The sequence below is a fragment of the Peterkaempfera podocarpi genome (genome assembly GCF_042466665.1).
Taxonomy (GTDB): domain Bacteria; phylum Actinomycetota; class Actinomycetes; order Streptomycetales; family Streptomycetaceae; genus Peterkaempfera; species Peterkaempfera podocarpi.
The window spans coordinates 5,954,560-5,979,707 of record NZ_CP162102.1 but is presented as its reverse complement, the minus strand read 5'-3'; the positions used below and the strand labels follow the sequence as shown (position 1 = coordinate 5,979,707).

Sequence of the window (25,148 nt, the reverse complement as noted above, 5' to 3'; positions counted from 1 at the left end):
GGCCCGCCGGGCGGCCCGCGCGTGTTGCCGGTGCAGCAGCAGGACCTCGATCAGGGCCCGGGTGCCCCCGCGCTCGCCGTGCGAGCCGCGGGCAGCCGCCCAGAACGCGTCGTGGGCCGGGGTGAAAGAGCCCTCGGAGCGGGCCTGGACCAGCGCGGCGGCGCCGGCGAACGCGCCAGGCTTGACCCGAGGAGCCCCGGCGCACCGACGGCATCGGGCGCCAGCCCCAGGATTGACCCAGGCGAGGCACCGGCGAGCCTCCCGATCCACACCGATCCCGCCCCGCACGGGCTGGGATAGCACTCGCGCAAGAGACCCCTAAAGGCAACAAATCCGGCCACCCGGACCGATCATCTGACGCATTGTCAGCGGGCCCGCTCACCGAATGCTCACGCAGGAGGGAAGGCGGCTCGCGCGACACGCAACCCATCAACAAAGCCGCAGGTCAGCGGCATCCGATCAGGGCGCCGAAGCCCGCCCCAAAACCTCGCTCACCTGCAGTAAAGGCAGAGGCGAGAGGTTGTGATTTCTAGCCCGATTTCCGGCAAAACCGCAGGTCAGAGGCCTGCAAGGGTGGGCGCAGACGGTTTCGAACCGCCGACCCCTGCTTTGTAAGCGCTACCGCTCCCGTGACGGTCCGTGTCATCCGGTCCGCCACGGGAACTGTTTGTCCGACATAGCATCGTTTTCTCTGCCGTCTCATGACGAGGCGTGACGGGCAGTCCGTCGTCGTCCGCTCACCGAATGCTCGCGCAAAGGGCGAAACCGAGGCACCGCCGGCCGCCCGAATTGGATGACGTCGCGGCAGCACGGCGTCACGACCGGGGCTGCCCCCTCCCACGTACTCCGGCGCCTCAGGCGACCTTGACCGCGTGGGGGCCGATGCTGACGGTCACATCCACACGGCCGCCCAGCGCCGCGGCGTAGGCCCGCAACGTCTCCAGTTCCATCGCCTCGATGTCCCCGTTCTCGATCTGGGAGATCCGCGACTGCGAGACACCCACCAGGGCCGCTACCTCGGCCTGGGTCTTGCCGACCATCTTGCGCAGCTCGCTCAGGTGGAACCCCGCGACCTGGGCATCCAGCTCGGCGTCTGCCCGGGCCTGGAGCTCCGGGTCGGCCATCTCCGGGTGGCGTCGGTGGGCCTCCGCCTTCACATCCTGCCAACGGCGCGCCGGACTCATCGCCTCTCCTCCTTCGTCTGCTGCTCCTGCTCCGCCTTCTCCTCGCGGTAGGCCGCGTAGCGCTGCTCCGCTACGGCGATCGCCTCCGGATACCAGCGCGACCATCGGCCGGCCTTGTCTCCCGCAACCAGGAAGATCGCCTCCCGATCCGGGTCAAAGACGAACAGCAGCCGCAGCTCACTGCGCCCTCGAGAGCCGGGCCGGAGCTCCTTCAGATTCGGCAGGCTGCTCCCGGTCAGCGTGTCGACCAGCGGCCGTCCCAGCGCCGGCCCCGCCTCGGACAACCGGTCCAGCGCACGCTCCACCAGCACCGCCGTACCCGGATCGGACCCGCACAGCTCCAGGAACCACTCGTCCACCGGCTCCAGCAGCACGATCTCCCACGCCACACCAACGAATATAACCCAGGCCTAATGACACCGCCAGAGGGTCGACATCCCGCGCCACCCCTCGTCACGAAACCCGCAGATCAAGAGGCACGCGCCCTCTGCCGCGGACGTCGCCCGTGCAGCACACAGTCGACCACCCATCTGCGATGTCAGTGCGGCCTGCCAGGATCACGGTCGCGATCAGCAGACACGATGAGGAGGGCGTGCCGATGGGGACGTGGGCAACCGGGCCGTTCGCGAACGACACCGCAGGTGACTTCGTCTGCGACCTCGACACGCTACCGCTGGCGCAGCGCGCCGGCGCACTCACCGCCGTACTGACCCGCACGGTCGAAGAGGTCGGGGACCTGGACATGGACCTCGCCCAGGAAGCCGTGGCCGCCGCAGCACTCGTCCGCGCGACCCTCGACCCCGGCACCCGCGTGCCGAACGCTCCCGACCTCGGCGTACTGCCCGACGGCATCGCCCCGCTCGCAGCCCGAGCGCTGAACCGGGTCCTCGGCCCGGACAGCGAACTGGCGGACGAGTGGCAGCACTCCCCGAAGTCCGACGAATGGCACACCACCATCACACGACTGCGACAGGCCCTGGCCCCGCAGCCCCGTGCGGTCCCCACCTTCTGCGGGCACAACCCCTGTCCGGCAGCACCTGACACCGCCGTTCACCAAGCACCCGACCATGTACGCGAGCACGCCGATCCAACCGTCCCGCAGGGGGAGCCCGGGGCCGAACCGGACTGGGTCACCTCGCTCGGCGGGCCCCTGGTCCTCGTCCCCGAGTCCGCCTGCGCCACCTGGCGCGGCGCACCCCCCAACTGGCCGCACGACGAGGGCGACTACGGCCGGGCCTGCACCGTCGACGACTTGGTGGGCGTCATGGACACCGAAGGACTGCAGGCAGTGGTCCTGGGTGAGGACCCCGCCACCACCACCCTCCCCCGCCAAAGGCTCCTGGTCCGCCTGCTCGGCGTGGACGACGGCGTCGACGTCCCGACCCTGGTGCACCGACACCTCCCCCATCTCTCATGGGAGGACGGCGTCACCTGGAGAGTGACCGAGCCGGTGGTGCTCTTCGACGCCGTCCACGACGGACAGGCACTCCCCTACGAGGCGCACGAAGGCCGCGCTTCTGCCGCCCCCGGTCCACTCGGGAGCGCCCGGGGTCACCTCGACCGCTGCCGCCCCCGGGTCGGAGCGGGGGACGACGTGCACGGCGTGTCCTGCGTAGCTGTACCAGCCCAGGTGGTCCGGCGAGAGGACGACGTAGTCGAAGCTGTGGCCGTTGGTGTCGGCGTCCGGGATGGGCGCGGTGTATCCCGCCACCCGGGCCGTGGCCGAGTCGACCAGGATGATGCGCCGGGAGCCGTCGATCCGTCCGAGGAACGCGATGGTGGTGGCGTCCCCGTCGACGTTTCCGGGCCTGTTGGAGCGGCTGGCCGAGGTGCCGGACCCGCGCGACCCGCGCGGCGTACGCCACGCTCTTGCCGCCGTGCTCGCCCTGACCGCCTGTGCCGTGTTGGCCGGTGCAACCTCGCTGCTGGCGGTCGGCGAGTGGATCGCCGATGCTCCTGCGCACGTACTCGAACGGCTCGACATACGGCCCGACCCGCTCCAGCCCTGGTGGGCCCTGCCGTCGGAGACCACGGTCCGCCGACTGCTGGCCCGTGTTGACGGCGACGCGCTGGACCGGGCGGTGGGCCGCTGGCTCGCCGACCGCCGCCCGAAGACCTCCGGGCTTCGCGCTCTGGCCGTGGACGGCAAGAGTCTGCGGGGCGCCGCCAAGGCAAGGGGCCGGAAGATCCACCTTCTTGCCGCGCTGGAGCACACCACCGGCGCCGTCCTGGCCCAGCTGGACGTGGCCGAGAAGACGAACGAGGTCACGCGCTTCCAGCCGCTGCTGGATGCGGTCGCGGACCTTGCCGAGACGGTGATCACCGCCGATGCTCTCCACACCCAGCGCGAGCACGCCGAGTACCTCCTCGGCCGCGAGGCCCACTACATCGTGATCGCCAAGGGCAACCAGAAGAAGCTGCGCAAACAGCTGAAGTCCCTTCCTTGGAAGGACATTCCGCTCCAGGGCCGGGTGAAGGGGGTGGGTCACGGCCGGTCGGAGATCCGCCGGATCAAGGTCGCCACTGTGGACAACCTGCTCTTCCCCGGCGCCCGTCAGGCCGTCCAGGTCAAGCGCCGCCGCACCGACCGCAAGACCGGCAAGACCACCTTCAAGACCGTCTACGCGGTCACCAGCCTGACCGCCGAGCAGGCCAGCCCCACCCAACTCGCGAAACTGATCAAAGACCACTGGCAGGTCGAGATTTGTCAAGCAGACTGCGCCTGTGGGAGGCGAAGTGCCGGGTCGTCGCTGAAGCGCGGGTGCACGCGAGTGGTGCGTCCGCGTACGCGTTCCAAGCGTACGCGTAGGGCGGTGAGTTCCGCGGGGTCGGCGTGGATGATCCAGCGGTGGGGCGGACGGGTTTCCTGGCGTCCGTGTAGGAGTCCTTGTTTGCGCCAGTTTCGTATAGTTCCGGTGGTGACCGTGAGTTCGGCGGCCAAGTCGGGCAGCCACCACTCGTGCTCGGCCGGCGCTTCGGCGGGATCGACGGGCAGCGGGGCACGGGCGAAGGTGATGGGGTGACCGTGGCGACGCAGGATCTGCGAGACGAGCCGGTAGCGGATGGGGCCGTCATTGCGGGCCGGACGGAAGCCCTCGGCGGTGACCTGCTCAGCGATCGCGGCAGGGTGCAGTCCCCGGTCAGCGAGTTCCAGGACCCGTGCAGCCAGTTGCGGGTAGTAACTGAGGTGCTCGCAGTACTGGATGGGGCGGCGGACCAGGGCCTGCGTGGTGATCCCCCCGGCCCAGCGCAGTGTCACATCGACCAGTTCGCTCTTCCCGCGAACAGCGACGGTGACTTCCTCGACAACGGCGCGGATCACCTCCTTACGCTGGGCATCGGTAGTGCTCGGCGCGGCCCATAAGGCTGGCAGGTCGGCTGCAGCAGCGGCCAGAGCGGCCTTGTCCGCCGCGCTCAGATCCGGCGGGGTGGTGTTCAAGAACCGACCGTGCTCCTCGACCAGGTGCTGGTGGGCGGTCATCGCTTCTTCCCAGTCCTTCTCCAGGTGGCGCACGACCAGGCGGTTCTCCGGCTCGGCAAGCCGATAGCAGCGGTGGGCTCGGTCAACTTCGATCCGAGCGCGTTCCAGGCGCTGGTCCCAGATCTCGGCCAAGGCCTCGCGGTCGCGCAGGACCTGTTCGGCCGCGTGCACGCTCACCGACAGTGCTCCGGGCGCCACGGCGGCCAGGATCTGGTCGGCGACCAGGGCATCGAGACAGCGGCCGATCACCTGCTGGCAGTTGGGCCCGCCCCACTCGGCCCGGGCACCGGTGCAGTTGTAACTGATTCGGGCCTTGCCTCCATCCACGTGATACGACACGGTCATCCGCCGTCGGCACCGTCCGCAACGCAGCAGCCCGGCCAACAGGGCCGGTCCGAAGCGCACCGCGCCGGGCGTGTCAGCGTGCGGAGCGTTGGCTGCCAGCCGGGCAAGGTTGGACCGGTACTGCTCGACGGTGATGTAGGCGGGCAGCACCCCCTCGATCCGTGCGATCCACTCGTCCTCGTCGCGCACCCGCCGTCCTGTGCCGGGCCGCCCCGGCATCTGTCCTGTCGCGGTGAAGCGTCGCCGCCCGTAGACGTAGATGCCCGCGTAGATGGGGCTGTTGAGCATGCAGGTGACCGTGGCGCGGGCTGGGCGCTTCCACTGGATCTCGCCCTTGAACGGACCCGACCGGGCCCGCACGCCCATCTCGATGCCGTTCTCCACCAGATAGCGCACCACGCCCTGGATGCTGCCCAGCTCGGTGAACTTCGCGAAGACCAGCCGCACCACGGACTGGACCTGCTCATCGGGGTCCAGGACCGCTTCCCCGCTCGGGCGGCGCCAGTAGCCGATCGGCAGGGCGATCGCCATCTCCCCGCGGCGGGCCTTGTTGACCCGTCCGGCCTGCATCCGCTGCTTGATCAGGTGCAGTTCCGCCTCCGAGATTGACCCCTTCAGGCCAAGCAGCAGCCGATCGTTGTACTGAGCCGGGTCATACACGCCGTCGGTGTCCGCGAGCAGGGCGCCGGACAGCGCGCACAGCTCGATCAACTGGTACCAGTCCTTGCCCGAGCGGGCCAGCCGTGACATGTCGATGCCCAGTACCAGACCGACGTGCCCCAAAGAGATCTCAGTGACCAGACGCTGGAACCCCGTCCGATCCACCGCACTGGCCCCCGACTTTCCCAGGTCCTCATCGATGACCATCACCCGTGGCACGGTCCAGCCCAACGCGACCGCCCGGTCCACCAACGCGTACTGCAGCCGCGTCGACTCACCGTGGTCAAGAACCTGCTGACGGGTCGACTGCCGCACATACACGACCGCGAGGCGATCAGTCTGCTCGCGGGTCACCTTCGCGCCCAGTCGCTCCCACGGCATCACGGCGGCCATGGCTCACCGTCCGCCGCAGTCGCAGGGGGCACCGTCACCGCCGGGGCACATCCCACCCGCAGCTTCGCCCCCGCCATCACCGCCAGCCAGTGAACGGCCGCAACACGGCTTACCTCCGGCAGGTCCGCCCACCGCACCGCTGCCGTCCCCACCTTAACGTCTGGGGCAGCAGCCCTCTCCGTCGTCCACGACGACGCACCCTCTTCCCGCTCACGGGAACGCAGCCGCTCAACCACTTCGACCAGCCGCAGCAACCCCTCACGGCCGATTATCGGACCGTGACCCGCGTGTTGACTACCCATAGGTGCAGTCTGCGGAGCGGACTGAGGCCCTGCACCACGTCCGGGACACCACCTTCGCCGAAGACGCCTCCCAGCTGCGGACCGGCAACGCACCCCGCGCCATGGCCACCTGGCGCAACCTCGCCATCGGAGCTCTGCGAGCAGCCGACGCGAAGAACATCGCCGCCGGCCTTCGCCGCAACGCCCGTGACCCCCGCCGCCCGCCCGCTCTCCTCGGCCTGACTTGATCACAAACCGGACGTCACCCGACTACGCCGACGCCCTGGACGACCGCCACCGACGGCAGTGCCGACAATCAGCAGCGCTGCCATGTGAAAATCGCCTTCTCGAAACGCCGTGCCGTCAGATCCTCGGGTCGGATCAACCAATACAGCACGCTGCAGTCTTTCCACAGCATCCCGGCGTCGCTGTCGCTGCCGAACTGCGCTGGCAGAAGCATCGATTTTCCTGCCATCTCGTCCCGTGACATGGCGGCAAGTCAGCTGCCATCCGCTCGCCGAATGCGCCTGTGCCCGCACCCCGACTCCGCATACATCACTCGGCCATGCGGGCCTTCCATTCCTGTAGGCCCATCTGCCATGTTCACTCCAGCCCGCAGATCCTTCGATACGACTGCAATCTCATGGGATCCCATTCAATTATTTCCAAAATATCGTTCGCATATCCAATCGCCGCCGCACTGCGAGCGTCAAAAAGTTCTCGATATATGAGCCACAATCCATCGCGAATGCGCTCGACGCATTGCCAGTAGCGACTTGCTTCGATCGAATCACCATCCTCCTCCCCGGCGGCGAGCCAGAGAATCAGCCACAACACATCATCAATCCGATTGACGGATACTCCATCAGCCAGCATGGCCATGGCCACAGAACAGACAGCCGGTGCAGGCGCCATCAAATTTGACTGGATAAACACGTGATCATCCAGGGCTCGGATCGCACCCGCCCCCGCACTTCCCTCGATCAGAGATTCGAGCAGTTCGGCGAGATGTCGCGCCGACCGCCCACATCCGCATTCGATAGAATCCCAATCACATCGCTCGATTTCTGCACGCGCAAGACTCACCGGAACCCAGCCTCCATGAAAGACACCAGACCAGGCTAGGTTAGCAGAGCGGCCCCAAACGTCATATCGACGGCCGAATCAGTGTCCCTTGAGCCAGTCAAGGACGCTTGTACCACGGCCCGTCCGGCCGTCCAGCGACATTCGGCCCGAATGACGACCTCACATAGTCGACCGCGCACTCATCACAGACGTACTTTCCGGTCGCTGCAAACTCTCCGGTCTCGAGCCTCTCGGCCACGAAGGCCATGCCAAATCGAACCTTTGTCCAATCTCCCCCCAACGCCTGGACAACATTTCCCTCGGCGCAGAAACTAGCGCCACATAGAGTGATTCCCGGCCCAGACGACGCAACAGCAATTTCGCCAGTATCAACGTGATATCCAGAGGCATACGAACGAGCGGCAGTTCTCGCAGTCCGATTCTCGACTGCCGCATTTCGAGCCAATTCATCACCTCGCGCCGCCTGGCCTGCAGGGGTCCAGCCGGCAGGGGCCGATTCCTTGGCAATGTAGGCAGGTCTCGACTTGGCTCCGGGATTCCCCCGTGCTGTCACCCCCCTTCCGTGTGACCCGGATGCTGCGCCTGAGGCCCCGGTCTCAGGCGATGCCGGTTTGGCGGCTTCAGCATCGGCGGCCTCCGCCCGAGCTTGTTCGCCGGCCCGCTTGGCGGCAGCCATATCAGCCGCATCAGATTCAGCTGCTCGAACGGCAGCTGCCGTGGCGCTGACCGATGCCGCAGCAGCCGCCTCTTCCGAACTCACGCGGGGGGCAGTCTGTATGTCCTCTCCGGGTGCGCGGTCCCAGCCCACGATCTTCTCTTGAGTTGCCCAGTAGAGGTCGTTGAGAGATCCGCGCGTTTCCTTTGAATCCGCGCAGGTTTCGTCATCCCAGCAAGCTTCTGTCAGGGAGGCTGCGATCTGCGTCCTGAGATCCTGGACGGTTAGGCTATTTCCAAAATTGGAGAGATGGCTTTGTAGCGCAGAATTGTAGTTGTTGACGAACTTTCCAGTATCGGATATCCCGCCCACTGAGTATCCGTCCACTGTGACAGTGTTGCCGCTGGACGTGGCAGTGGGGTCAGGCATGCTGGTAGCGGCTGTGGAAACTGCACTAGCCGCAGACTGTGTGGCACTAATGGCTGCAGCGGCGAGGCTTCCGAAGCTCCACAAGCCGGTGGGGTCGGATCCGGTGGCGGGGTTGTCGGCGGCGTAGGTGTAGCCGCCCATTTGGTTGGGGTCGCCAGCTTCGAAGAGGGGGTCGGGGGTGAGGAAGCGGCCGAGGGTGGGGTCGTAGTTGCGGGCGCCGAGGAGGTTGAGGCCGGTGGTGGTGTCGGTGGGTTGGCCCAGGAAGCCGTGGTTTTCGTCCGGTGCGATCCAGGTGCTGGGTTTGGCGCCGCGGGGGTTGCCCCAGGGATCGTAGGAGCGGCGGGTGACGGCGAGGGTGCTGGCGTCGATGGCGGTGGTGGCGGTGCCTTGGGCGTTGGCGACCTGGTAGGTGACGGTGCCGCTGCTGGAGCGGGTGATGACGGTGCCGTCGGGGCCGGTGTAGTTGCGCAGGCCGGTCCAGGTCTTGGCGGCGACGTTGAGGGTGATCTGTTCGGCGCCGCCGAAGAGGTAGAGGATGCGGGTCTTGTCGGTGGTGCCGACGGTGCTGGTCTGCTCGAGGAGGTTGCCGTCGGCGTCGTAGAGGTACTTGCTGGTGTTGGTGGTGGTGCCGGAGGGTGTGGCGACGGTGGCGGTGCGGCCCTCGGCGTCGTAGGTGAGGGTTTGGGTCTGGCCGGGGGGCAGGGCGCCGGTGCCGATGGTGGTCCAGGTCTGGCCGGTGCTGCCGCAGGTGGCGAGGGTGATCTGGGTGCCCTTGGTGGCGTTCGCGGCGGGGTCGGTCAGGCACATCGCGGTGTTGGCGTTGCTGACCAGGGTGCCGGTGGTGGTGGCCTTCCACTTCTGGGTGGCGTCGCTGCTGCAGGTGTCGATCACCACCAGGGTGCCGGCGGTGGTGGCGTTGCTGGTGGTGTCCAGGCACATTCCGAGCACCTTGACGGTGCCGTCGGTGCCGACGGTCCAGCTCTGCGCGGTGGTGTTGTTGCAGGTGTAGACCTGGATCTTGTTGCCGGGGGTGGTGGAGGAGGAGGCGTCGTCGATGCAGAGTTTGCCGCCGCCGGAGAGGGTGAAGCCGGTGGCCAGGGGACCGGTGGTGCTCGTCTTCCGGCTGATGGTGTTGCCGGCGTTCTTGTTGGAGTAGGCAGGGTCGGTGTAGGTGGGGGTCTGGGTGGCGGTGCCCAGTGCGGGGTTGGTGGTGGTGGTGGTGCCGGCCTGGTTGGGGAGGGTGGCGGGGGTGGTGCCGTCGGTGCCGGTGTAGGCGATGGCCTGGGTGGTGTCGCTCAGTGCGTTGCCGCTTGTGTCGTGGTTGACCATGCCGGTGCGGTCGCCGAGCAGGTCGTAGGTGTAGGTCTGCCAGTAGGGGGCGGGGCCGCCGACGGTGGTGGTCGTGATCGGCGCCGTGGTGGTTGTTTTGACGGCGGAGGTTGTGCAGCCGCCGACGGCTCCGACAGGGGCGCTGGCGGGGCTGTTGATTCCTGCGGTGTCCGTCCAGGCGGCGGTCAGGCGCTGGAGGGAGTCGTAGGTGAAGCACTGGGTGTCGTGGGTGGTGTTGTTCTGCAGGTCGTCGATCGCGGTGATCTCGCCGGCCTGGTTGTAGCGGTAGTTGACGACGTCCACGGCGGTTTTGGCCGGCTGCAGCATGCTGCTGGTCTGGATGGTGCGGCCGGTCGTGGGGTCGTACTGGGCGAAGACGGCCAGTTCCTTGCTGGTGGGGCCGTAGTTGGCCTGCTCGATCCGCCCGAACTCGTCATGGACGGTGATGTCGAGGTAGACGGGGAGGTTGGAGAGGCTGATCGCGCCGCCGAAGCCGTCCAGGTTCCCGTTCTGGGTGTAGCCGTAGCCGACGGACTCGGCCGGGAGGTTTCCGTCGGCTTGGTAGACGTTGGTGGCCAGCAACCCGATGGTGGGGGTGTAGGTGGCGTTGGTGGTGTAGGTGACGGTGCCGCTGGCGGGTGCGGTCGTCTGGCCGGCTGCGGCGAATCCGTCTGCGGCTGGGATGGTGAGCGTGGTGCCCAGCGGCTGGTAGGCGGTGTTGTAGCCGGTGACGGCCTGGGTGTACGCCTTGCCGGAGGCTCCGCCGACGTAGCGGGTGGAGGAGGTGGGGTAGCCGTTGGCGAGGGTGTCGTAGACCCGGGAGGAGAGTTCCTTGGTTGGGTCGGGGGTGGCCGACCACGCCGCGGCGTATTCGGCGGTGACGCGGTTGTCCCAGTCGTAGGTGTAGGACAGCACCTGGCCGCGCGGGTCGGTGGTCTGCAGCAGGTTGCCCAGCGTGTCGTACTTGTCGAAGGTGGTGGTGCCGGTGTCCGGGTCGGTCTGGGAGGTCTTCTGGCCGAGCAGGTTGTAGGTGTAGGACCAGGTGTTCCCGGCACTGTCCTTGATGGTGTCGACCTGTCCGGCCGGCGTGTAGGTGTAGCGGGTGGTGGAGTTGGCGGCCGGGACGGCTCCGGCGGTGCCCTGGTGCCACAGCAGGGTGGTGTTGTCGCTGGCGACGACGGCTGCGGTGGAGTCGTTGCGGATCTGGAAGGTGGCGCCGGTGGTGGCGGTCAGCCCAGTGGTCCACTTCACGACGCCCGCGGTGGTGGCGACGGTCAGGTTGCCGTCTGTGCCGAACTGGGCCCAGGCTCCGGGGTTTCCGCTGGTGCCGCTGGACCAGATGCTCTTGCCGGTGGCCAGTGCGGTGAGGACCAGGTTGCCGTCGGCCTGCATGGTCAGGCGGACGCTGTCGGAGGTCAGCGAGGTGCCCGAGGGGATGACGCTGCCGCCGCGCAGGGTGACGGTGGCAGCGGTGTTCTTCACCACGGTGCTGGTGGTCTGGCCGAGCGCGTTGGTGAAGGTTGCGGTGGAGGGGCCGCCGGCCGGTGCGGTGGTGTCGGTCTCGTCGGCGCCCTTGTACGTGGTGGTGGTGTGCCACTGCTCGATGGCTTGCTTCCACAGGGTGCTGGTGATCGCGCGGCCCTGGCCGTCGTAGGCGGTGGTGGTCTCGGAGGGGATTTCGTTCTCGTTGGCCGCATACAGCGTGGCCGACGGGCCGTTGTCCGGATCCACGTGAGGGGCGTAGGAGGCAGTCGGCCAGCCGTGGGAGTCGTAGAAGGTGTCGGTGATGATCCGGCCGGTGGTCACGTCGCCCTGTGTGTCGGACTGGGACTGCCGCGGCTGGAGCATCCCGTCGTAGATGCTGACGGCGGTGGAGTAGGTGCCGTCGTCACGGAGTGTCTGCGTGGTGACGGCGCTCGGTGCGCCGGGCTGGGTGGTCGTGCCGCCGGACGGGGGGACCGCGCCGGGGTTGATCGAGTAGGTGAACTTCATGTCCGCGCTCTGACCGGCACCCTTGTCGCGGCCGGGCAGCCACACGGCGGTGCGGCGTCCCAGTGCGTCGTAGGTGATGTCGGTCTTGCGGCCGTTGGTGTCGATGTTCTCGGTCGGCAGCCCACGTAGCGGATCGAGGGTGGAGGTGACCAGCCAGCCCTTGGGGTTGGTGGAGGTGGAACTGGTGGGGTTGGTGTTGCCGCCCGACCCGCCCCAGCCCGGGGTGAAGTCACTGTGGGTGTGCTGGCCGGTGGCGTTGTAGGAGTCGGTGACCCGGCCGGCGCCGTCGTAGGACATGGCGGCGGTGGTCTGCCAGTTCTCGGTGCTGCCGCTGAAACTGGTGGCGATGCGAGTGGCGCTGACCCGTCCGGCGGCCGGAGAATGGGACTGCCCTGGTCGAGCTGCCCGAAGGTGCCCAAATTGGTGAGGGTGCCGTCGCTGTCGTAGTAGATCTGCTTGTCCGACAGCAGTGTTGTGGCGCTGGCGGCGGTGCCGCACGGCCCGGAGACGGCGGTGATTTGATCCGGGTAGGAGAGCATCATCGCATTCAGAGCCGACGGCGCCGCGTAGCTGGTGGTGGCGCACTTCTCCTGGCTCGGTACCGAGACGTCTCCGTGTGCGTCGACCGAGGCTACGCGTCCTTGGTCGTCGTAGGTGGTGTCGGTGCGGGTCTGCCGCCAGGTGCCATCCGTCAGCAGGGTGTAGCCGCGTGCGCTGGTGGTCTTCAGGCGGCGGGCGGTGAGGTCGGGCAGGGTGGACAGGTCGGGTTTGGTCTCGCCGGGGTTGTCGTCCTGGGTCCAGTCGGTCCACGGGGACTGGTTGGCGCTGGCGGTGGTGGTGAAGGTGAAGGGGCCGTTGACGGTTTCGGCGTTGATGCTGCCGCCGGCTGCGGTGTAGGAGTCGCTCTCCAGGGCGGTCCCGGCGAGCTGGTCGGCATCGGTGACCGTCTGCACGGTCGCGCCGCCGACCTTGGCGTCCACGGTGACGGAGCGGCGGGTGCCGTCGGCCTTGTAGTCGCCGTCCATGCCCTGCAGGTAGGTGGTGGTCTGCTGGGTGACGGGCTCGGGGGCTATGCCGGTTTGGACGGTGACGGTGCGGAAGCCGCGGAACTGGTTCCAGGTGCGGTACTGGTCGTCGGTGAGGGCGGAGTCGTCGCGGTGCCAGGCGGCCCCGGAGTAGCTGTAGGTGGAGAGCTGGGTCTCCGATCCGGCCGGGTTCGCCTTGGCGTTGGGGTTGTACTGGGCGGCGATCGTGGAGTCTTTGGCAGTGACGGTGTGGACGGTGGTCTTGTTGAACCAGTCTGCGATCGGCTTGGACGCTCCGGGCACGGTCCAGTACACCGGGTAGCAGGAGGCGGTGTTGCTGTCCGCCGCGTCGATGGACAGGGTCTTACCGGCGCACGGGTTCAGGTTGTAGTCGACGGCGATCGACTCGCCCGTCTCGGTCTGGATGGAGGAGATTCGGGGGCGGTAGAGCGGCGGGGCGGATGGGGAGAGGTCGTTGACGCGGTTGTCGATCTCGGTGCCGCTGAAGGTGACCTGGTTCAGGGTGAGGTCGCTGTTGCCGTTCTTGTAGGTGCCCTTGCCGGTGTGCTGGACGGATTGCAGCCACATGACCGACTGCAGGGAGCCTGCGTCCACCGGGTCGACGGTGGTGCCGGTGACCGGGTCCACGCTGCCGCCGGCGTCGGAGTAGACCTGTCCGAGCTGGTAGCTGTCGACGGGGATCAGCTTGTCGGTGGAGGCGTCCTTGACATGGACCTGGGTGGTGATGGTGTCCAGGCGGGTCGTGGACCAGAAGGTCGGCCCTGCTGTGATGCAGACGTCCGTCGGTACCGTGGTGGATCCGCTGGGCAGGTGGGTGCTGTCAGTGGAGTCGCAGTGCAGGTCCCAGGGCACATCCGGCCAGTGGGGGGCCGTGGTGTCGGTGAGGTTCCCCGCCGAGCAGTCGGTGAAGGACGAGGTGGTCTGGCAGCGCTGCTTGGAGGCGAAGGCCACCTGGGCGGCGGGGGTGTGTCCGGCCTTCTCATCGTCGAGGGTGTAGCCGTAGGAGATCGAGGACAGGGTGCCGCCGCGGGTGTAACCGGTCAGCGTGCCGTCGTCTCCGGTGGCGGCCTGGCCCCCGCCGAGGTCGTAGTAGTTGGTCTCGGTGGTGTAGTCGTAGCGCTGGACGAAGCCGGTGGGTGAGACGACGAAGTCGAGGTTCCAGCGCCAGCCCTCAGGGTCCTTGCACCGAGAGGCCAGGCCCTTGGCCGCATCGTGGCACGGGTCGCCGGCCTGCGGGTGGAGGACGGGCACGCCCCAGGCGGCATCGGTGGTGGCGTCGTCGGGTGTACCCGACGGCGCGGTTCCCAAAGTGCCTGGACGGGTCGGGGCGTGGTCGGCGCCGAAGTACGCCGCGGTGCCGTCCGTCGTCAGAACGCGGTAGTAGATGCCGTCCTGCAGGTTGTTGGCTGCACCGGACAGCTCCTGGACCAGGGTGCCGTCATCCCCCTGGAGCCTCCACTGCTTGACCTCGCCCGGCACGTTGGCGTCGACGCCGTCGGGGACAAGCACCCCGGAGTGGGAGCCGAAGGAGAGCGTGGCGTTGTCGCCGCCCCAGCACAGGTCGCCGGAGTTCTTGAGGATCTTGTCGCCGCTGGAGTCGAGCAGGGACCCGCAGGGTCGATAGCCGCGCTCCACGAAGCCGGGCTGGTAGCTCCAGCCGTCCCCGATCCAGGACGCCTGCGAGTTGCGCGCGGAGGTCTCCCCGTCCACGGACTGCGAGTCGTAGGACAGCGCGACCGACGGGCCGTTGCCCCCCAGGGCCGCGGGGACGTCGATGGGATAGGAGTAGGTGAACGCACCCGTGCCGGAGGCCTGCCACGTCCCCGAAGGGTTCAGGGAGGTCGCCGAGTAGTCACCCTGCGAACCCGCACTGCCGGACGTGACCGCCACCACCGCCCCAGCGCTCGCGACCTGCGCCTCAGGCGTTACGGACAGGCTGCGGGCCAACACCTGACCCGTGCTGGTGGAGGTGGAACCCAAGGTGAGGGTGGCGGTGATCTGATCCGCGCTCGCACGGTTGGTGTACGCGATCGGGGTCCGGGTTCGACAGGACGCCAGTTGCGGCGTGGTCAGCGCACAGGCAGGCAGCTGGACCAACTGCAGACGCGAACCAAAACCACCGCCGTAGGCCTTGGCCAGGGACGAGTAGTCGATGACCACCTTCACCCGCCCGCCAGCCCCAGAATCGGCACGACTGACGCCGAGCAACATCCCGTCAGCTCCGGCCTGCAGCGTCCGCGTGTGCGAAGCGACCTCGACCCGCACCTTCGCTGGTGCTGCCGTGCCGACGCCGCCGCTCGCCTTCGCACGCTGCCCTGTCATGGGCGCAGGTGCCACCCATACCGGCAGCTTCGCCGCCTTCACCGGAACAGTCACAGGGATGGTCCGCTGGCGCGCGACGGTTGAACCGCCAGGAGCGGAAGTGGAGGTCGTCCCTGGCTTGGTGCGAGCTGCAGCGGTTGGCGCGCTGCTCGCCTGGGTTGTTGCCGATGGCACGGGAGTGTTGACGGTCCGGGTCAGGGACAGCGTGCTGGTGCCCGCAGCCGGCCACTTGGGTGCAGATGCCTGGTAGGGGGTCAGGGCTTTATAGCCCTTGGGGTGCGTCGGGGCCGGGGGCTTGAGCGGGTGGCTACCTACGCGAGGAGTAGCGGGGAGGGACTTGGGGTTCCAGACGGTTCCCTTGAAGTGGTACTTCCCCGGCTCACCGAGCAATGCGGACAGGGAGAATCCGACGTTCGGGGTCTGAAACGCGCCGGTGCCCACGCCCTGAGCCACAGCAGCGGGTGCTAGCAGCGCCAGCAGGCTGGTGGCCGCGGCGGCCCCAGTCAGTGTCCGTCCCCAGACGCGGTGCCGCACGCTCGCGAACCAATGCTGTTTGCCGCTCACGCGGAACCCCCACCGACCAGCAGCCCTGACGGGCTGTCGTGCCTAGGACCGCGCCGTCCGCGTGATCCGCAGGGAGGCTATTGATCACGCGTGTACATCTCAATAGCCTGTGCCGTCGCTGTGGCCAGTGCGTAAGCCAATCAAGTGGGGGATGTGTCCGTTTCGTGAGGGGTCGAATATCGCCACGACCCAATAAAACGGACATCGCACACGCCGCACGGCTTGCCTACGAACGCTGCGAATGTGGTTCACGTCACAGTCCCGCTGCGCACCTGAAGCTGAAGGATGTCTGACATTTTGCCGTCCAAACAACAAACTCGCTGGCAGGTCAGAGGCGTGAAGCATCGTCTGATGCTGCTCCCTACTCTCACCTGTCTTTTGCTTGTCACCCCTACGATTCCCGCGGCGGCTGACGAACCGGCCTCCAGCGATCCGCTGCTTACTGCACAAGCCCAAGCGGTCGCCGATGGCCAGCCCGTACCTGTCGACGCACTGACCACCGAGACGTACAGCGTTGTCGCCAACCCTGACGGCTCTTTCACCTCGACCACCGACCTGATGCCGACCCGCGTCCAGAAAGACGGAGTCTGGACACCGGTCGATGCCACGCTCGTCCGCAACGCAGCCGACGGCACCTACTCCCCCACGGCCACGCCCAATGACGTCTCCCTATCCGGCGGCGGCACCGGCCCGCTCGCCACCCTGACCGATCCAGCAGGCCACAGCATGGCCCTGACCATGCCTTTCGCCCTCCCGGCCCCGTCTGTCTCCGGCGACACAGCCCTGTACGCCTCGGTACTCCCTGGCGTGGACCTGTCCGTCTCAGTCACCGACCAGGGCGGCTTCAGCGACGTCCTGATCGTCCACGACGCCCAGGCCGCAGCCAACCCGCTGATCAAAGACCTCAACCTGGACGCCTCGACCCAGGGACTGACCCTGGCCTCCACGCCGTCCGGCGGCATGGAAGCCAGCACCTCTGACGGCACCCTCGCCTACACCAGCCCACGTCCGATCATGTGGGACTCCAGCAGCACGGCAACAGCCGCCCCCGCGTCGCAGATGCAGCGGGCACAGAGCCTCGACGAGTCGGTGGGGGCAGGCGGCGGCACTACGGTTTCCAGCGTGGACGGCCCCGGCGCCGGCGCGCAGGTCAACGAGGTTGCGATGACCGCCACCTCCAGCACCATCACCCTCACCCCTGATGCCTCCGTGCTCACCGACCCGGACACGAGGTACCCGGTCTTCATCGACCCGTACACCAACCCGTGGTCACCCAAGTCAGGGCACTTCGCGGAGGTGTACTCCAACGCGCAGTGCGCCGGAACCCCCAAGTACGACACCCCGCAGACCAATGGTGAGGGTGTCGGTTATCAGCGCTGGGGGGGCGACTGCGGCAACGGGATCGAGCGCTCCTACTACGCGTTCGACATCAGCGACATGCATCCGGTCATGAACATCTCTCAGGCCACGTTCACCGCAGCAGCGACCTACGCCGGCAGCTGGGACTGCTCGCAGAATCAGCCGATCACCCTGCACACCACGGGGTCGATCAGCGACAGCACTGACTGGAATACCAGGCCGGGGACCCTCGACGGCACCTACGCGCCCGTCACCGCCCACATCCCCAGTGCGTCCAACCCGAACAGCAGCTGCAGCAACCACACCGCGACCTTCGACGTCACCCCTCAGGCTCAGACGGCCGCCGACGGCGACTTCAACTCCTGGACCGTGGGCCTGTATGGCAACGAAGCCCAGTCGGACAGCAACAACGACTACCTTCGCTTCTCCACTGTCATCCAGTTGCACGTCACCTACGACGTCGCCCCCGCCGTACCGACCAAGCTCTCCATGGACCCCAACCCGGTGAACCCCAGTGGCGCCTGCCCTGGCACTGGCTGGATCGGCGCCACCACCTACAGCAGCGCAGGTAGCAACGTCCATCTGCACGCCACCGTCACCGCGAATGTCACTGACGAACTGGTATCCGCCGAATACCACGTCTGGGACAACAAGACGGACAGCGGCGATGGCACCGGGGCCTCCATGGGCGATCCCAGTTCCGGTTATCTAGCCTCCGGCCAGGACGCCGACGTCCTCATCGGTTTCACTCTCAAAGACGGCCATGCCTACGGCTGGAACGTCCACGCCAAGGACAACTCCCCAGCCCATCTGACATCAGCCAACGCCGACAGCTGCCACTTCGACACTGATTTCACCCCTCCCGACACCCCCGACATCGGCTCCAACCCATCCTTCCCTCGCGTCGGCGGCGGCTCGCCCAACCCGATCGTCTACGCCGGAATCGGCCACACCACCACTTTCCCGATCTCCGCGCAGGACGGCGCCCCCGCTGACACCTGCACCCTGGGCAGCTGCCTGTCCAGCGGCGTCGACCACTTCCTGTGGCGACTCGACAGCCAGCCCACCACCTCTACGGGCACATCCGTCGCCGTGACCGCGACCAGCGGGGGCGTCGCCAGCGCGACAGCTAGCGGGATCCCCATCACGACATGGGGCGTCCACACGCTCTACGTCGTCGCCGTCGACAAAGCCGGCAACCTCTCCCAGGCACCGGCCAGCTACACCTTCACCGTCCCGTGGGACCCCAACACCAAGATCACCCCGGGGGACATCAGCGGCGACGGCGTCGCCGACCTCCTCGGAACCACCAGCACCGGTGACCTCGAACTGATCCCCGGCGACAACGACCCTGCGCAGACCGCCAAACCCGCCCAGACCGGCCCCCTCACCGGAACGCCCCCAGCCATCACCGGCCCGGTCACCGTCTCCACCGCCGCCGACTCCCCCGATGCCGCCAACGGCACCGACTGGCGTGACTACCTCATCGCCCACCGCGGCAACCTGAAGGGGGGCGACTACGACGACCTGCTCGCCTACAACCTCAAGACCAACCAGCTCTACGCCATCAAGAACGACCTCGACCCCGCAGACGGCGGCGGTACCTACTCCACCTACCCCGGCTTCCTCGGCAAACGCGCACCCGACGTCCTGAACAGGCCCGACTGCGACAGTACCGGCATCATCCCCGCCAACCGATGTGGCGGAGCCGGCTACAACTCGACAACGCCCTGGGACATCGCCCAATTGGTCGCCCCCGGCGACGTCACCCGCAACGGCAGCTACCCAGCCCTCATCACCGTCGAAAACAAGCAACTGTGGTTCTACCAGATCAGCAGTGGCCCGTCCCTGGTATACCCAACCCTGCTCGGTGACGGCGACTGGTCAGGCCTGGACCTGATCACCCCCGGCACCGTCGCGAGCGGCGCCAAGGGCACCTACACCCTCTGGGCGCGGGACAAGGCCTCCGGCACCCTCTACACCTATCCCCTCACCCTCGACGCGAACGGCCTCCCACCGCTCCTGCACGCCCCCGTCCGCACCCCCCTGACCTCAGCTCTCACCACAACCGCCGGCGGCACGCTCTGCCTGGACGACAGCAAGTCCGCCACCACCAACCACAACCCGATCCAGATCTATACCTGCAACGGCTCCCGCGCCCAGCGCTTCGCGTACCTCAGCGACGGCTCCCTGAGGGTCCTCGGTAAGTGCCTTGACGTCACCGACAGCGGCACCACCAACGGCACCCTCGTTCAGCTCTACACCTGCAACAACACCGGCGCCCAGCAGTGGACCGCCGGCCCCAGCGGCAGCCTGCTCAATCCGCAGTCCGGCAAGTGCCTGGACGACCCCGACAGCAGTACCACCAACGGCACCCAGGTTGAGATCTACACCTGCAACAACACGCCAGCCCAGAACTGGACCAGCAGCGCCCCCACTGGCTGGAACACCAACCCCGCCACCGCCCTGGCACCCGTCCTGCCCTCCGTCGACTACCCCACAGTCGCCTCACCCGGCGACGTCAACAGCCCGGCCGGCGACCCGGACGGCAACCCCGACCTGTACGCCACCGACACCAACGGCCGACTCACCGAATACCCCGGCGCAGCCCCCACCGGCACCACCGCCACCTTCGGTGCCACCGCCAACCTCGGCAACGTCACCAACACCGCCACACACTGGTGGAACCTCAACGACGGCGCCGCAGCCGGCACCACGGCCACCGACCGAGCCGCAGGCCTGTCCGCCAAACTCACCGGCGCAGCCGGATGGGCCACCGGCACGGCCCGCGGGACCGTGTTGAACCTGACCGGCACCACCGGCTACGCCGCCACCAGCGGACCCGCCGTGGACACCACCGGCAGCTTCACCGTCTCGGCCTGGGTCAAGCTCAACTCCCTGACCAGCAACTCCACCTTCGTCTCCCAGTCCGACGACCCCAGCGTCGGCGCTGCAAACGGATTCCAGCTCTACTACTCCTCCGGCCGCCAGGTCTGGGCCTTCAACCGCAAAGACGACGACACCACCTCCACCTCCTTCAGCGCCGCGTACGGCGCGAAGGCCACCACCGGCCAGTGGACCCACCTCGTCGGCGTCTACGACGCCGACACCGACCAACTCAGCCTCTACGTCAACGGCAGCCTCTCCGCCACCGAGACCTACGACGGCACCACCTGGAACGCCACCGGCCCCGTACAGATCGGCCGCCGCCTCTACCAAGGCGCCTACGGCGAATACGCCAACGCCCAAATCAGCAACGTCCGCATCTACAACACCGCCCTCCCACCCGCCGACGCATCAGCCACCAGCGACAACCCCACCCTCACCCAAATCGACTGACCCCGCAGTCACCGGGCCCGCCCCGCACCAGCGGGGCGGGCCTCACTGCACCCCCAAGGCCCCCAAGGCCCCCGCGGGGGCAGGAATCCTTGAGCTTCTTCACAGGGGAATCGCTCTCGCGACGCTCACCACTCACGCCGCGACCTGGCTTCCAAGCCGCCGCCAACCTCATAACCAGCACGTCAGCGTCCATATCCCGCCAGGTCCGCAAACCTCACGCGCGCGGTAGAAGCGCATCCACTACGGCGTGGCGCTGGCCAGCAAAGCCGCAGGCCAGAGCCCCAAACCCCGCAAGATCATCACTCGCCACGAAAACCTCGCAGCCCTGCATTTACGCTCACCGGCATCTACAAAAGGGGCAAATCACCAAGGCCGCTGAGGCTCGATATTGGCAAAACTGCAGGTCAGAGGCCTGCAAGGGTGGGCGCAGACGGTTTCGAACCGCCGACCCCTGCTTTGTAAGAGCAGTGCTCTACCACTGAGCTATGCGCCCGCGCGGACGTGGGCGCTCGGGAGCGGCACGTACACGGCGAGAGGCAAGCGTACCTGGTCTCGAGGGTGGTTCGCTGCGGTGGGCGGGTAGGGGTGGGCCGGGGCCGGGGGTGTCGCGGGGGTGGGGTGGGAGGATGTGATCGGGGACAATGGGGAGTGGATCAGCAGGCCGGTGGTCGCACTGTCGTACGGGCAGGGCGCCTGGGTGCCGGGCGTGGGCGAGCGGGAGTGCGATGTGACGGCGGGAATCACGCGGGGGTGCCGCAGGTCTGCGCTGAGTGAGCTGGTCGTGCAGTTGGGGGCCGGGCTGGTGGTGGCTGCCGTGGGGGTGGCGGCGCTGCCGGGGTCGTTCGCGGGTGGCGGTACGCGCTCGTGGTGGCGGCGCAACGAGAACATGCGGGCGGATGCGCAGGCGGCCAAGGACGCCGCGGCGCAGGCCTTCTATGAGCTGGACTCGACGCAGCGGGATGTCCGGATCTCGGTGGAGACCGTGAAGGCCGTCGACTCGTCGCCGATCGCGCAGCGCGCGGTCGGCGAGTTCGACGAGCTGTCGCGGCGGGTGGATGAGACCAGTGGGGCCTACATCGCGGCGCTGGATGCCCACGACCTGGACGCCACCGAGCTGGACACGGGGGTGGCGGCGCGGGCGCGCCGGGAGCTGGAGCAGTCGCGGCAGCAGCTGCTGCGGATGAAGGACGAGCTGGAGAAGTACCACCGGACGCTGGAGCCGCTGCTCAGCCGGGCGGAGTCGCAGTTGGCGCAGGTGGCACCCGCGGTGGAGCGGGCGAAGCAGGCGCTGCTGGCGGCGACGGCCGCGCTGGACGCGGTACGGGAGGCCGGGCTGCGGGCGGACGAACCGGCTCGACAGCTGGCGGCGCTCGGTCCGGAGCTGACCCTGCTCAATGAGGGTGCCGGGCGGCACGGCGTGCAGGAGACGCTGCGGCGGGCCGGCGAGGTCATGCGGCGGGCGGAGACGGTCCGGGGCGAGGCCGAGCATCTGCCGGAGCGGGCGCGGGAGATCGACCGCCGGGTGGTGAGCCTGCGTACCCGGATGGAGGCGTTGGAGACCAAGGCGGGGACGGTGGAGCCGACGCTCAGTGAGCTGCGGCGGCGGTTCAGTTCGGAGTGCTGGCAGGATCTCCAGCGGGTGCCGCAGCAGACGGCGGAGTCGGTGAAGGCGGCCCGGGTCAAGCTGGACGAGGCTGCGACGGCGAGGGACGGCCAGCGGTGGGCGGATGCCACGGCGGCCCTTGGGACAGCCCGGGCGCTGCTGAACACCTCCGACGGGGCGGTGGCCGCGGTGGGGGAGCGGCTGCGGCAGCTGACCGAGGTGGAGCGGGACCCCAAGGCCGAGATCGACCGTACGCGTTTCGCGGTGCGGGATGCGCAGCGGCTGGCGATGGCGGGCCGCAGTGCGCCGGACCCACGGCACGCGGGGCCGTTGGACGCCGCTGTGGGGCGGCTGGACCGGGCGGTGGAGGGGCTGACCGGGCGGCATCCTGACTACTGGCACTTTCTGCGCGAGACGGCTGGGGTCCGGGAGGCCGCCGCGCAGGTGGTTCAGCAGATCCGGGAGGACATGGGCTCCGGCCACTGACGTCGTCAGGGGCGCGAAGCCGGGGGTGCACGGCGTGGGCGCGGGTCGGGGTCGGTTGCGCTGACGGCCTCCGGTGCGGCCGCAGTCGGTTCTGCACGGCGTCGGAGGTGCTGGGTACGCTGTCGCCATGCCTCGCTATGACTTCCGCTGCCGCTCCTGCGGCGCCACGTTCGAGCTGCGCCGTCCCATGTCCCAGGCCAACGCCCCGGCGCTGTGTCCGCAGGGTCACGAGGACACCGTGAAGCTGCTCTCCACCGTCGCCGTGACCGGCACGGCGTCCGGCGGAGGCGCGGCGGCGCCTGCTCCCGCCTCCGGTGGCGGGGGCTGCTGCGGCGGGGGCTGCTGCGGCTGACCCGCGCTCGCCGGTGTGCCCGGTGGTCAGGCTTCGCCGGGATGCCAGGCCGGCCACTCCCCGGGGTGGTCGTCCCAGCTGATCTGCTCGGGATCGTGGGGGTCGATCCCGGGGAGTTCCATGCGCACGCGGGCCTCGAACTCCTCGCGCTCCATGGGCTCCCAGTGGCTGCCGTCGAAGCTGACCAGCCGGTAGCGGCTGTCGGCTTCGAGCGGCCCGATCCTGACTGCGCGCTGTGCCTGGGCGACGGATGTGCGACTCTTCCTGCTCATGGCACCAGCCTGGAACGGGCGTGCGGAATCCGCATCCCGGGTGGCCGGCCATGCCGGGGCTCGACGCTGCCCGGGCTCAGTGGCGCGGCGTCCAGGGCGGGAGGAGCATCTGCCAGCCCTTGCGGTAACCGGTGTGCAGGGCGGTGGCCGGCCAGTCCCGTGCCCACGGGGGCGGGGGGTATCCGAGCAGGACCATGGCGGTCGGCCGGCGGTGGGACTCGGCCAGCAGCGCCGCCTCGGTGGTGTTGCCGTTGTTTCCCTGCACCTCCAGGGCGCGGCAGCGGGCGTAGTACGCGACCGGGATCGCCTCGGTCCCGGTGACCACGCACGGCGGGGACACCCCGGCCCGGTGCAGGGCGGTCGCCAGTTGCGCCCAGTCGTTGCGGGCCTCGGCCTGCACCCGCACGGTGCGGTGGAGGACTGCGACCTGGACGCCGGCGTAGCCGAGGAGCAGCAGCACCAGCAGTGCCGTGCGCAGGGGTGGACGGGGCCGGGCGGCCGGCAGCAGCGACAGCATGCCTGCGGCGGCGGGCAGGGCCAGCAGCGCATAGCCGGGCAGCAGAAACCGGGGCGCGCTGTAGTCGATCAGGAAGACGTATGTGGCGGCGGTCGACGCGGCCACAGCGAGCGGCAGCCATGCGGTGGCGGGTCGGCCGGAGCGGTGTGCGGCGACGGTGCCGAGCCCGGCGCAGGCCAGGAGCACGCACCACCACAGGGCGGCTGGGGAGACCAGGGCGGTGAGCGGGGCGGAGCAGGGGCGGCACAGCAGTGGGCCGTCGGCTGAGGCGAGCACCTCGGGGAGGGTGAAGGTGAGGCGGGTGCCGCCCTGGATCTGCTGGGCCTGGTGGAGACGTTCACGCAGGCCGCCGAAGCTGAGTTCGGCTTCGACGACCCATGGCAGGACCCCTGCGGCCAGCCCGCCGAGCACCGCGGCGATGGGGGCGACGGGGGGAATCCGGGCGGGACGTCGCCAGGCCGGTACCAGCAACGCGGCGGCCAGTAGCGGCAGGGCGATCCACACGGCGTCGCTGGGACGCATCAGCCCCGCGATGGTGAGGGCTGTGGCGCAGCCCCAGAGGGCGGCGGAGCGCCGGGGGCCGGGACGGGTTGCGAGGGGCGTGGGTTCGGCTGCCGTGGTGGGCGCGGGGGTGCTTGTCGCCAGGGGCGACGCGGGTCGGGTTGCGGCGATGGGGGCGGCGATGGGGGCGGCGCCTGGTGTGGGGAACGGTTGGGCTGCGGAGGGCACGGGGTGGCTGGGTTTCCCGGGCGCATGGCCTGCGGGTGGGTGGCCTGCGAGTGGGTGGCCTGCGGGTGGGTGGCCTGCGGGCGCGGGGTCGGTTCGGGCGGGATCGGTGGGGTCGGGGCGCGGGGAGGCCGAGAGTCGTGGGACCACAGACCTCTCGGTGCGGCGGACGGCCAGGAGGAAGTAGCCCGTGGCCGCGGTGGCGGCCATGGCCGTGTAGTGGTTGGGCATGGCCGAGCCCGCGTAGAAGAGGGAGACCCACAGGGACCCGTAGAGCGCTGCGGCGAGCGGTACCGCGCTCGGGCGGGGGGCCAGCCGCAGCCAGGGACGGAAGCCCAGGTGGAGAGCGACTGCGGCAGCCAGGGCGAGCACGATGCGGAGGACGGTCGTGGAGTCGGTGAGTGCGGTGACAGGTGCCGTGAGGAAGGGGATCCCCCGGGAGCGTGGGGCGCTGAAGAAGGCGGCCGGGGCATGGGATCCGTACTGGCTGGTGTAGACGATCTCGTCCCAGCCGAGGCCCAGGGTGGGCGGCACCAGCAGGAGTCCGGCGGCGGCATAGGCGGCGGACACCGCGAGAAGCGTGCGGGTGGGAGCGGTTCGCCCGATGCGGCTGAGCATGGGCTGATTGTCATGGTATGAGGCGATGATCACCGTGCGGCGCGGCGACAGGAACAGCGCCGGAGACAAAGCCGGACACAGAGCAGCAGCGGCGATCAGATGTCGCGAC

15 protein-coding genes, 1 tRNA gene and 2 pseudogenes are annotated in these 25,148 nt (G+C 68.6%); 7 read left to right on the top strand and 11 right to left on the bottom strand.

Annotated features, from left to right (window positions below):
- Positions 1 to 854: 854 nt before the first annotated feature.
- Both AB0761_RS26260 and AB0761_RS26255 read right to left on the bottom strand, forming a co-directional pair.
- Positions 855 to 1,184, bottom strand: coding sequence for a helix-turn-helix domain-containing protein (locus AB0761_RS26260; RefSeq protein WP_377271603.1), 330 nt, complete (start codon positions 1,182 to 1,184; stop codon positions 855 to 857).
- The gene (locus AB0761_RS26255) at positions 1,181 to 1,573 is read right to left on the bottom strand and encodes a type II toxin-antitoxin system RelE/ParE family toxin (protein ID WP_377271602.1); all 393 of its coding nucleotides are present in this window, start codon (positions 1,571 to 1,573) and stop codon (positions 1,181 to 1,183) included. The genes AB0761_RS26260 and AB0761_RS26255 overlap by 4 nt, the downstream gene beginning before the upstream one ends.
- Positions 1,574 to 1,719: 146 nt before the next feature.
- On the opposite strand from AB0761_RS26255, the pseudogene AB0761_RS26250 reads away from it, so the two are divergent.
- A pseudogene (locus tag AB0761_RS26250) lies at positions 1,720 to 2,631 on the top strand (Imm21 family immunity protein); the annotation flags it as partial.
- On the opposite strand, the gene AB0761_RS26245 reads toward AB0761_RS26250, so the two are convergent.
- Complete coding sequence (locus tag AB0761_RS26245; protein ID WP_377271601.1) at positions 2,596 to 2,895, bottom strand: hypothetical protein; 300 nt, start codon at positions 2,893 to 2,895, stop codon at positions 2,596 to 2,598. The pseudogene AB0761_RS26250 and the gene AB0761_RS26245 overlap by 36 nt on opposite strands.
- On the opposite strand from AB0761_RS26245, the gene AB0761_RS26240 reads away from it, so the two are divergent.
- On the top strand, positions 2,882 to 4,207 hold the full coding sequence (locus tag AB0761_RS26240) for an ISAs1 family transposase (RefSeq protein ID WP_377271600.1): 1,326 nt from the start codon (positions 2,882 to 2,884) through the stop codon (positions 4,205 to 4,207). The two genes, AB0761_RS26245 and AB0761_RS26240, sit on opposite strands and share 14 nt — an antisense overlap.
- Positions 4,208 to 4,884: 677 nt before the next feature.
- On the opposite strand, the pseudogene AB0761_RS26235 reads toward AB0761_RS26240, so the two are convergent.
- Positions 4,885 to 6,051 (bottom strand): annotated as a pseudogene (locus AB0761_RS26235) (recombinase family protein); the annotation flags it as partial.
- Positions 6,052 to 6,367: 316 nt separating this feature from the next.
- On the opposite strand from AB0761_RS26235, the gene AB0761_RS26230 reads away from it, so the two are divergent.
- Complete coding sequence (locus AB0761_RS26230; RefSeq protein WP_377274557.1) at positions 6,368 to 6,592, top strand: hypothetical protein; 225 nt, start codon at positions 6,368 to 6,370, stop codon at positions 6,590 to 6,592.
- A 68-nt stretch (positions 6,593 to 6,660) separates the two neighbouring features.
- On the opposite strand, the gene AB0761_RS26225 is transcribed toward AB0761_RS26230, so the two are convergent.
- The 4 genes from AB0761_RS26225 to AB0761_RS26210 all read right to left on the bottom strand — a co-directional run bounded on the left by AB0761_RS26225 (position 6,661) and on the right by AB0761_RS26210 (position 15,047).
- Positions 6,661 to 6,834 carry a DUF1963 domain-containing protein gene (locus AB0761_RS26225; protein ID WP_377271599.1) on the bottom strand — a complete coding sequence of 58 codons (174 nt, stop codon included), beginning with the start codon at positions 6,832 to 6,834 and terminating at the stop codon, positions 6,661 to 6,663.
- Positions 6,835 to 6,947: 113 nt separating this feature from the next.
- A complete protein-coding gene (locus AB0761_RS26220; RefSeq protein ID WP_377271598.1) occupies positions 6,948 to 7,430 on the bottom strand; it encodes a hypothetical protein in 483 nt (160 codons plus the stop codon).
- Between the two features lie 97 nt (positions 7,431 to 7,527).
- Positions 7,528 to 11,235 carry a ricin-type beta-trefoil lectin domain protein gene (locus tag AB0761_RS26215; RefSeq protein ID WP_377274332.1) on the bottom strand — a complete coding sequence of 1,236 codons (3,708 nt, stop codon included), beginning with the start codon at positions 11,233 to 11,235 and terminating at the stop codon, positions 7,528 to 7,530.
- Positions 11,236 to 11,831: 596 nt separating this feature from the next.
- Positions 11,832 to 15,047 (bottom strand): hypothetical protein, encoded by a 3,216-nt coding sequence (locus tag AB0761_RS26210; protein ID WP_377271597.1) that lies wholly within the window; start codon positions 15,045 to 15,047, stop codon positions 11,832 to 11,834.
- On the opposite strand from AB0761_RS26210, the gene AB0761_RS26205 reads away from it, so the two are divergent.
- Both AB0761_RS26205 and AB0761_RS26200 read left to right on the top strand, forming a co-directional pair.
- Positions 15,034 to 15,453, top strand: a complete 420-nt coding sequence (locus AB0761_RS26205; protein WP_377271596.1) for a hypothetical protein — start codon at positions 15,034 to 15,036, stop codon at positions 15,451 to 15,453. The genes AB0761_RS26210 and AB0761_RS26205 overlap by 14 nt on opposite strands.
- A gap of 872 nt (positions 15,454 to 16,325) precedes the next feature.
- Positions 16,326 to 20,465 carry a LamG-like jellyroll fold domain-containing protein gene (locus tag AB0761_RS26200; protein WP_377271595.1) on the top strand — a complete coding sequence of 1,380 codons (4,140 nt, stop codon included), beginning with the start codon at positions 16,326 to 16,328 and terminating at the stop codon, positions 20,463 to 20,465.
- A 421-nt stretch (positions 20,466 to 20,886) separates the two neighbouring features.
- On the opposite strand, the gene AB0761_RS26195 is transcribed toward AB0761_RS26200, so the two are convergent.
- A tRNA-Val gene (locus AB0761_RS26195) sits at positions 20,887 to 20,958 on the bottom strand.
- 282 nt (positions 20,959 to 21,240) lie between these two features.
- On the opposite strand from AB0761_RS26195, the gene AB0761_RS26190 reads away from it, so the two are divergent.
- Together AB0761_RS26190 and AB0761_RS26185 are read left to right on the top strand one after the other, a co-directional pair.
- The gene (locus AB0761_RS26190; RefSeq protein WP_377274330.1) at positions 21,241 to 22,554 is read left to right on the top strand and encodes a hypothetical protein; all 1,314 of its coding nucleotides are present in this window, start codon (positions 21,241 to 21,243) and stop codon (positions 22,552 to 22,554) included.
- Positions 22,555 to 22,681: 127 nt separating this feature from the next.
- Positions 22,682 to 22,906: a zinc ribbon domain-containing protein gene (locus AB0761_RS26185; protein WP_377271594.1), complete on the top strand. Its 225-nt coding sequence runs from the start codon at positions 22,682 to 22,684 to the stop codon at positions 22,904 to 22,906.
- A gap of 26 nt (positions 22,907 to 22,932) precedes the next feature.
- On the opposite strand, the gene AB0761_RS26180 is transcribed toward AB0761_RS26185, so the two are convergent.
- Positions 22,933 to 23,178 (bottom strand): hypothetical protein, encoded by a 246-nt coding sequence (locus AB0761_RS26180; RefSeq protein WP_377271593.1) that lies wholly within the window; start codon positions 23,176 to 23,178, stop codon positions 22,933 to 22,935.
- Between the two features lie 76 nt (positions 23,179 to 23,254).
- A complete protein-coding gene (locus tag AB0761_RS26175) occupies positions 23,255 to 25,039 on the bottom strand; it encodes a hypothetical protein (protein WP_377271592.1) in 1,785 nt (594 codons plus the stop codon).
- Between the last annotated feature and the right edge of the window lie 109 nt (positions 25,040 to 25,148).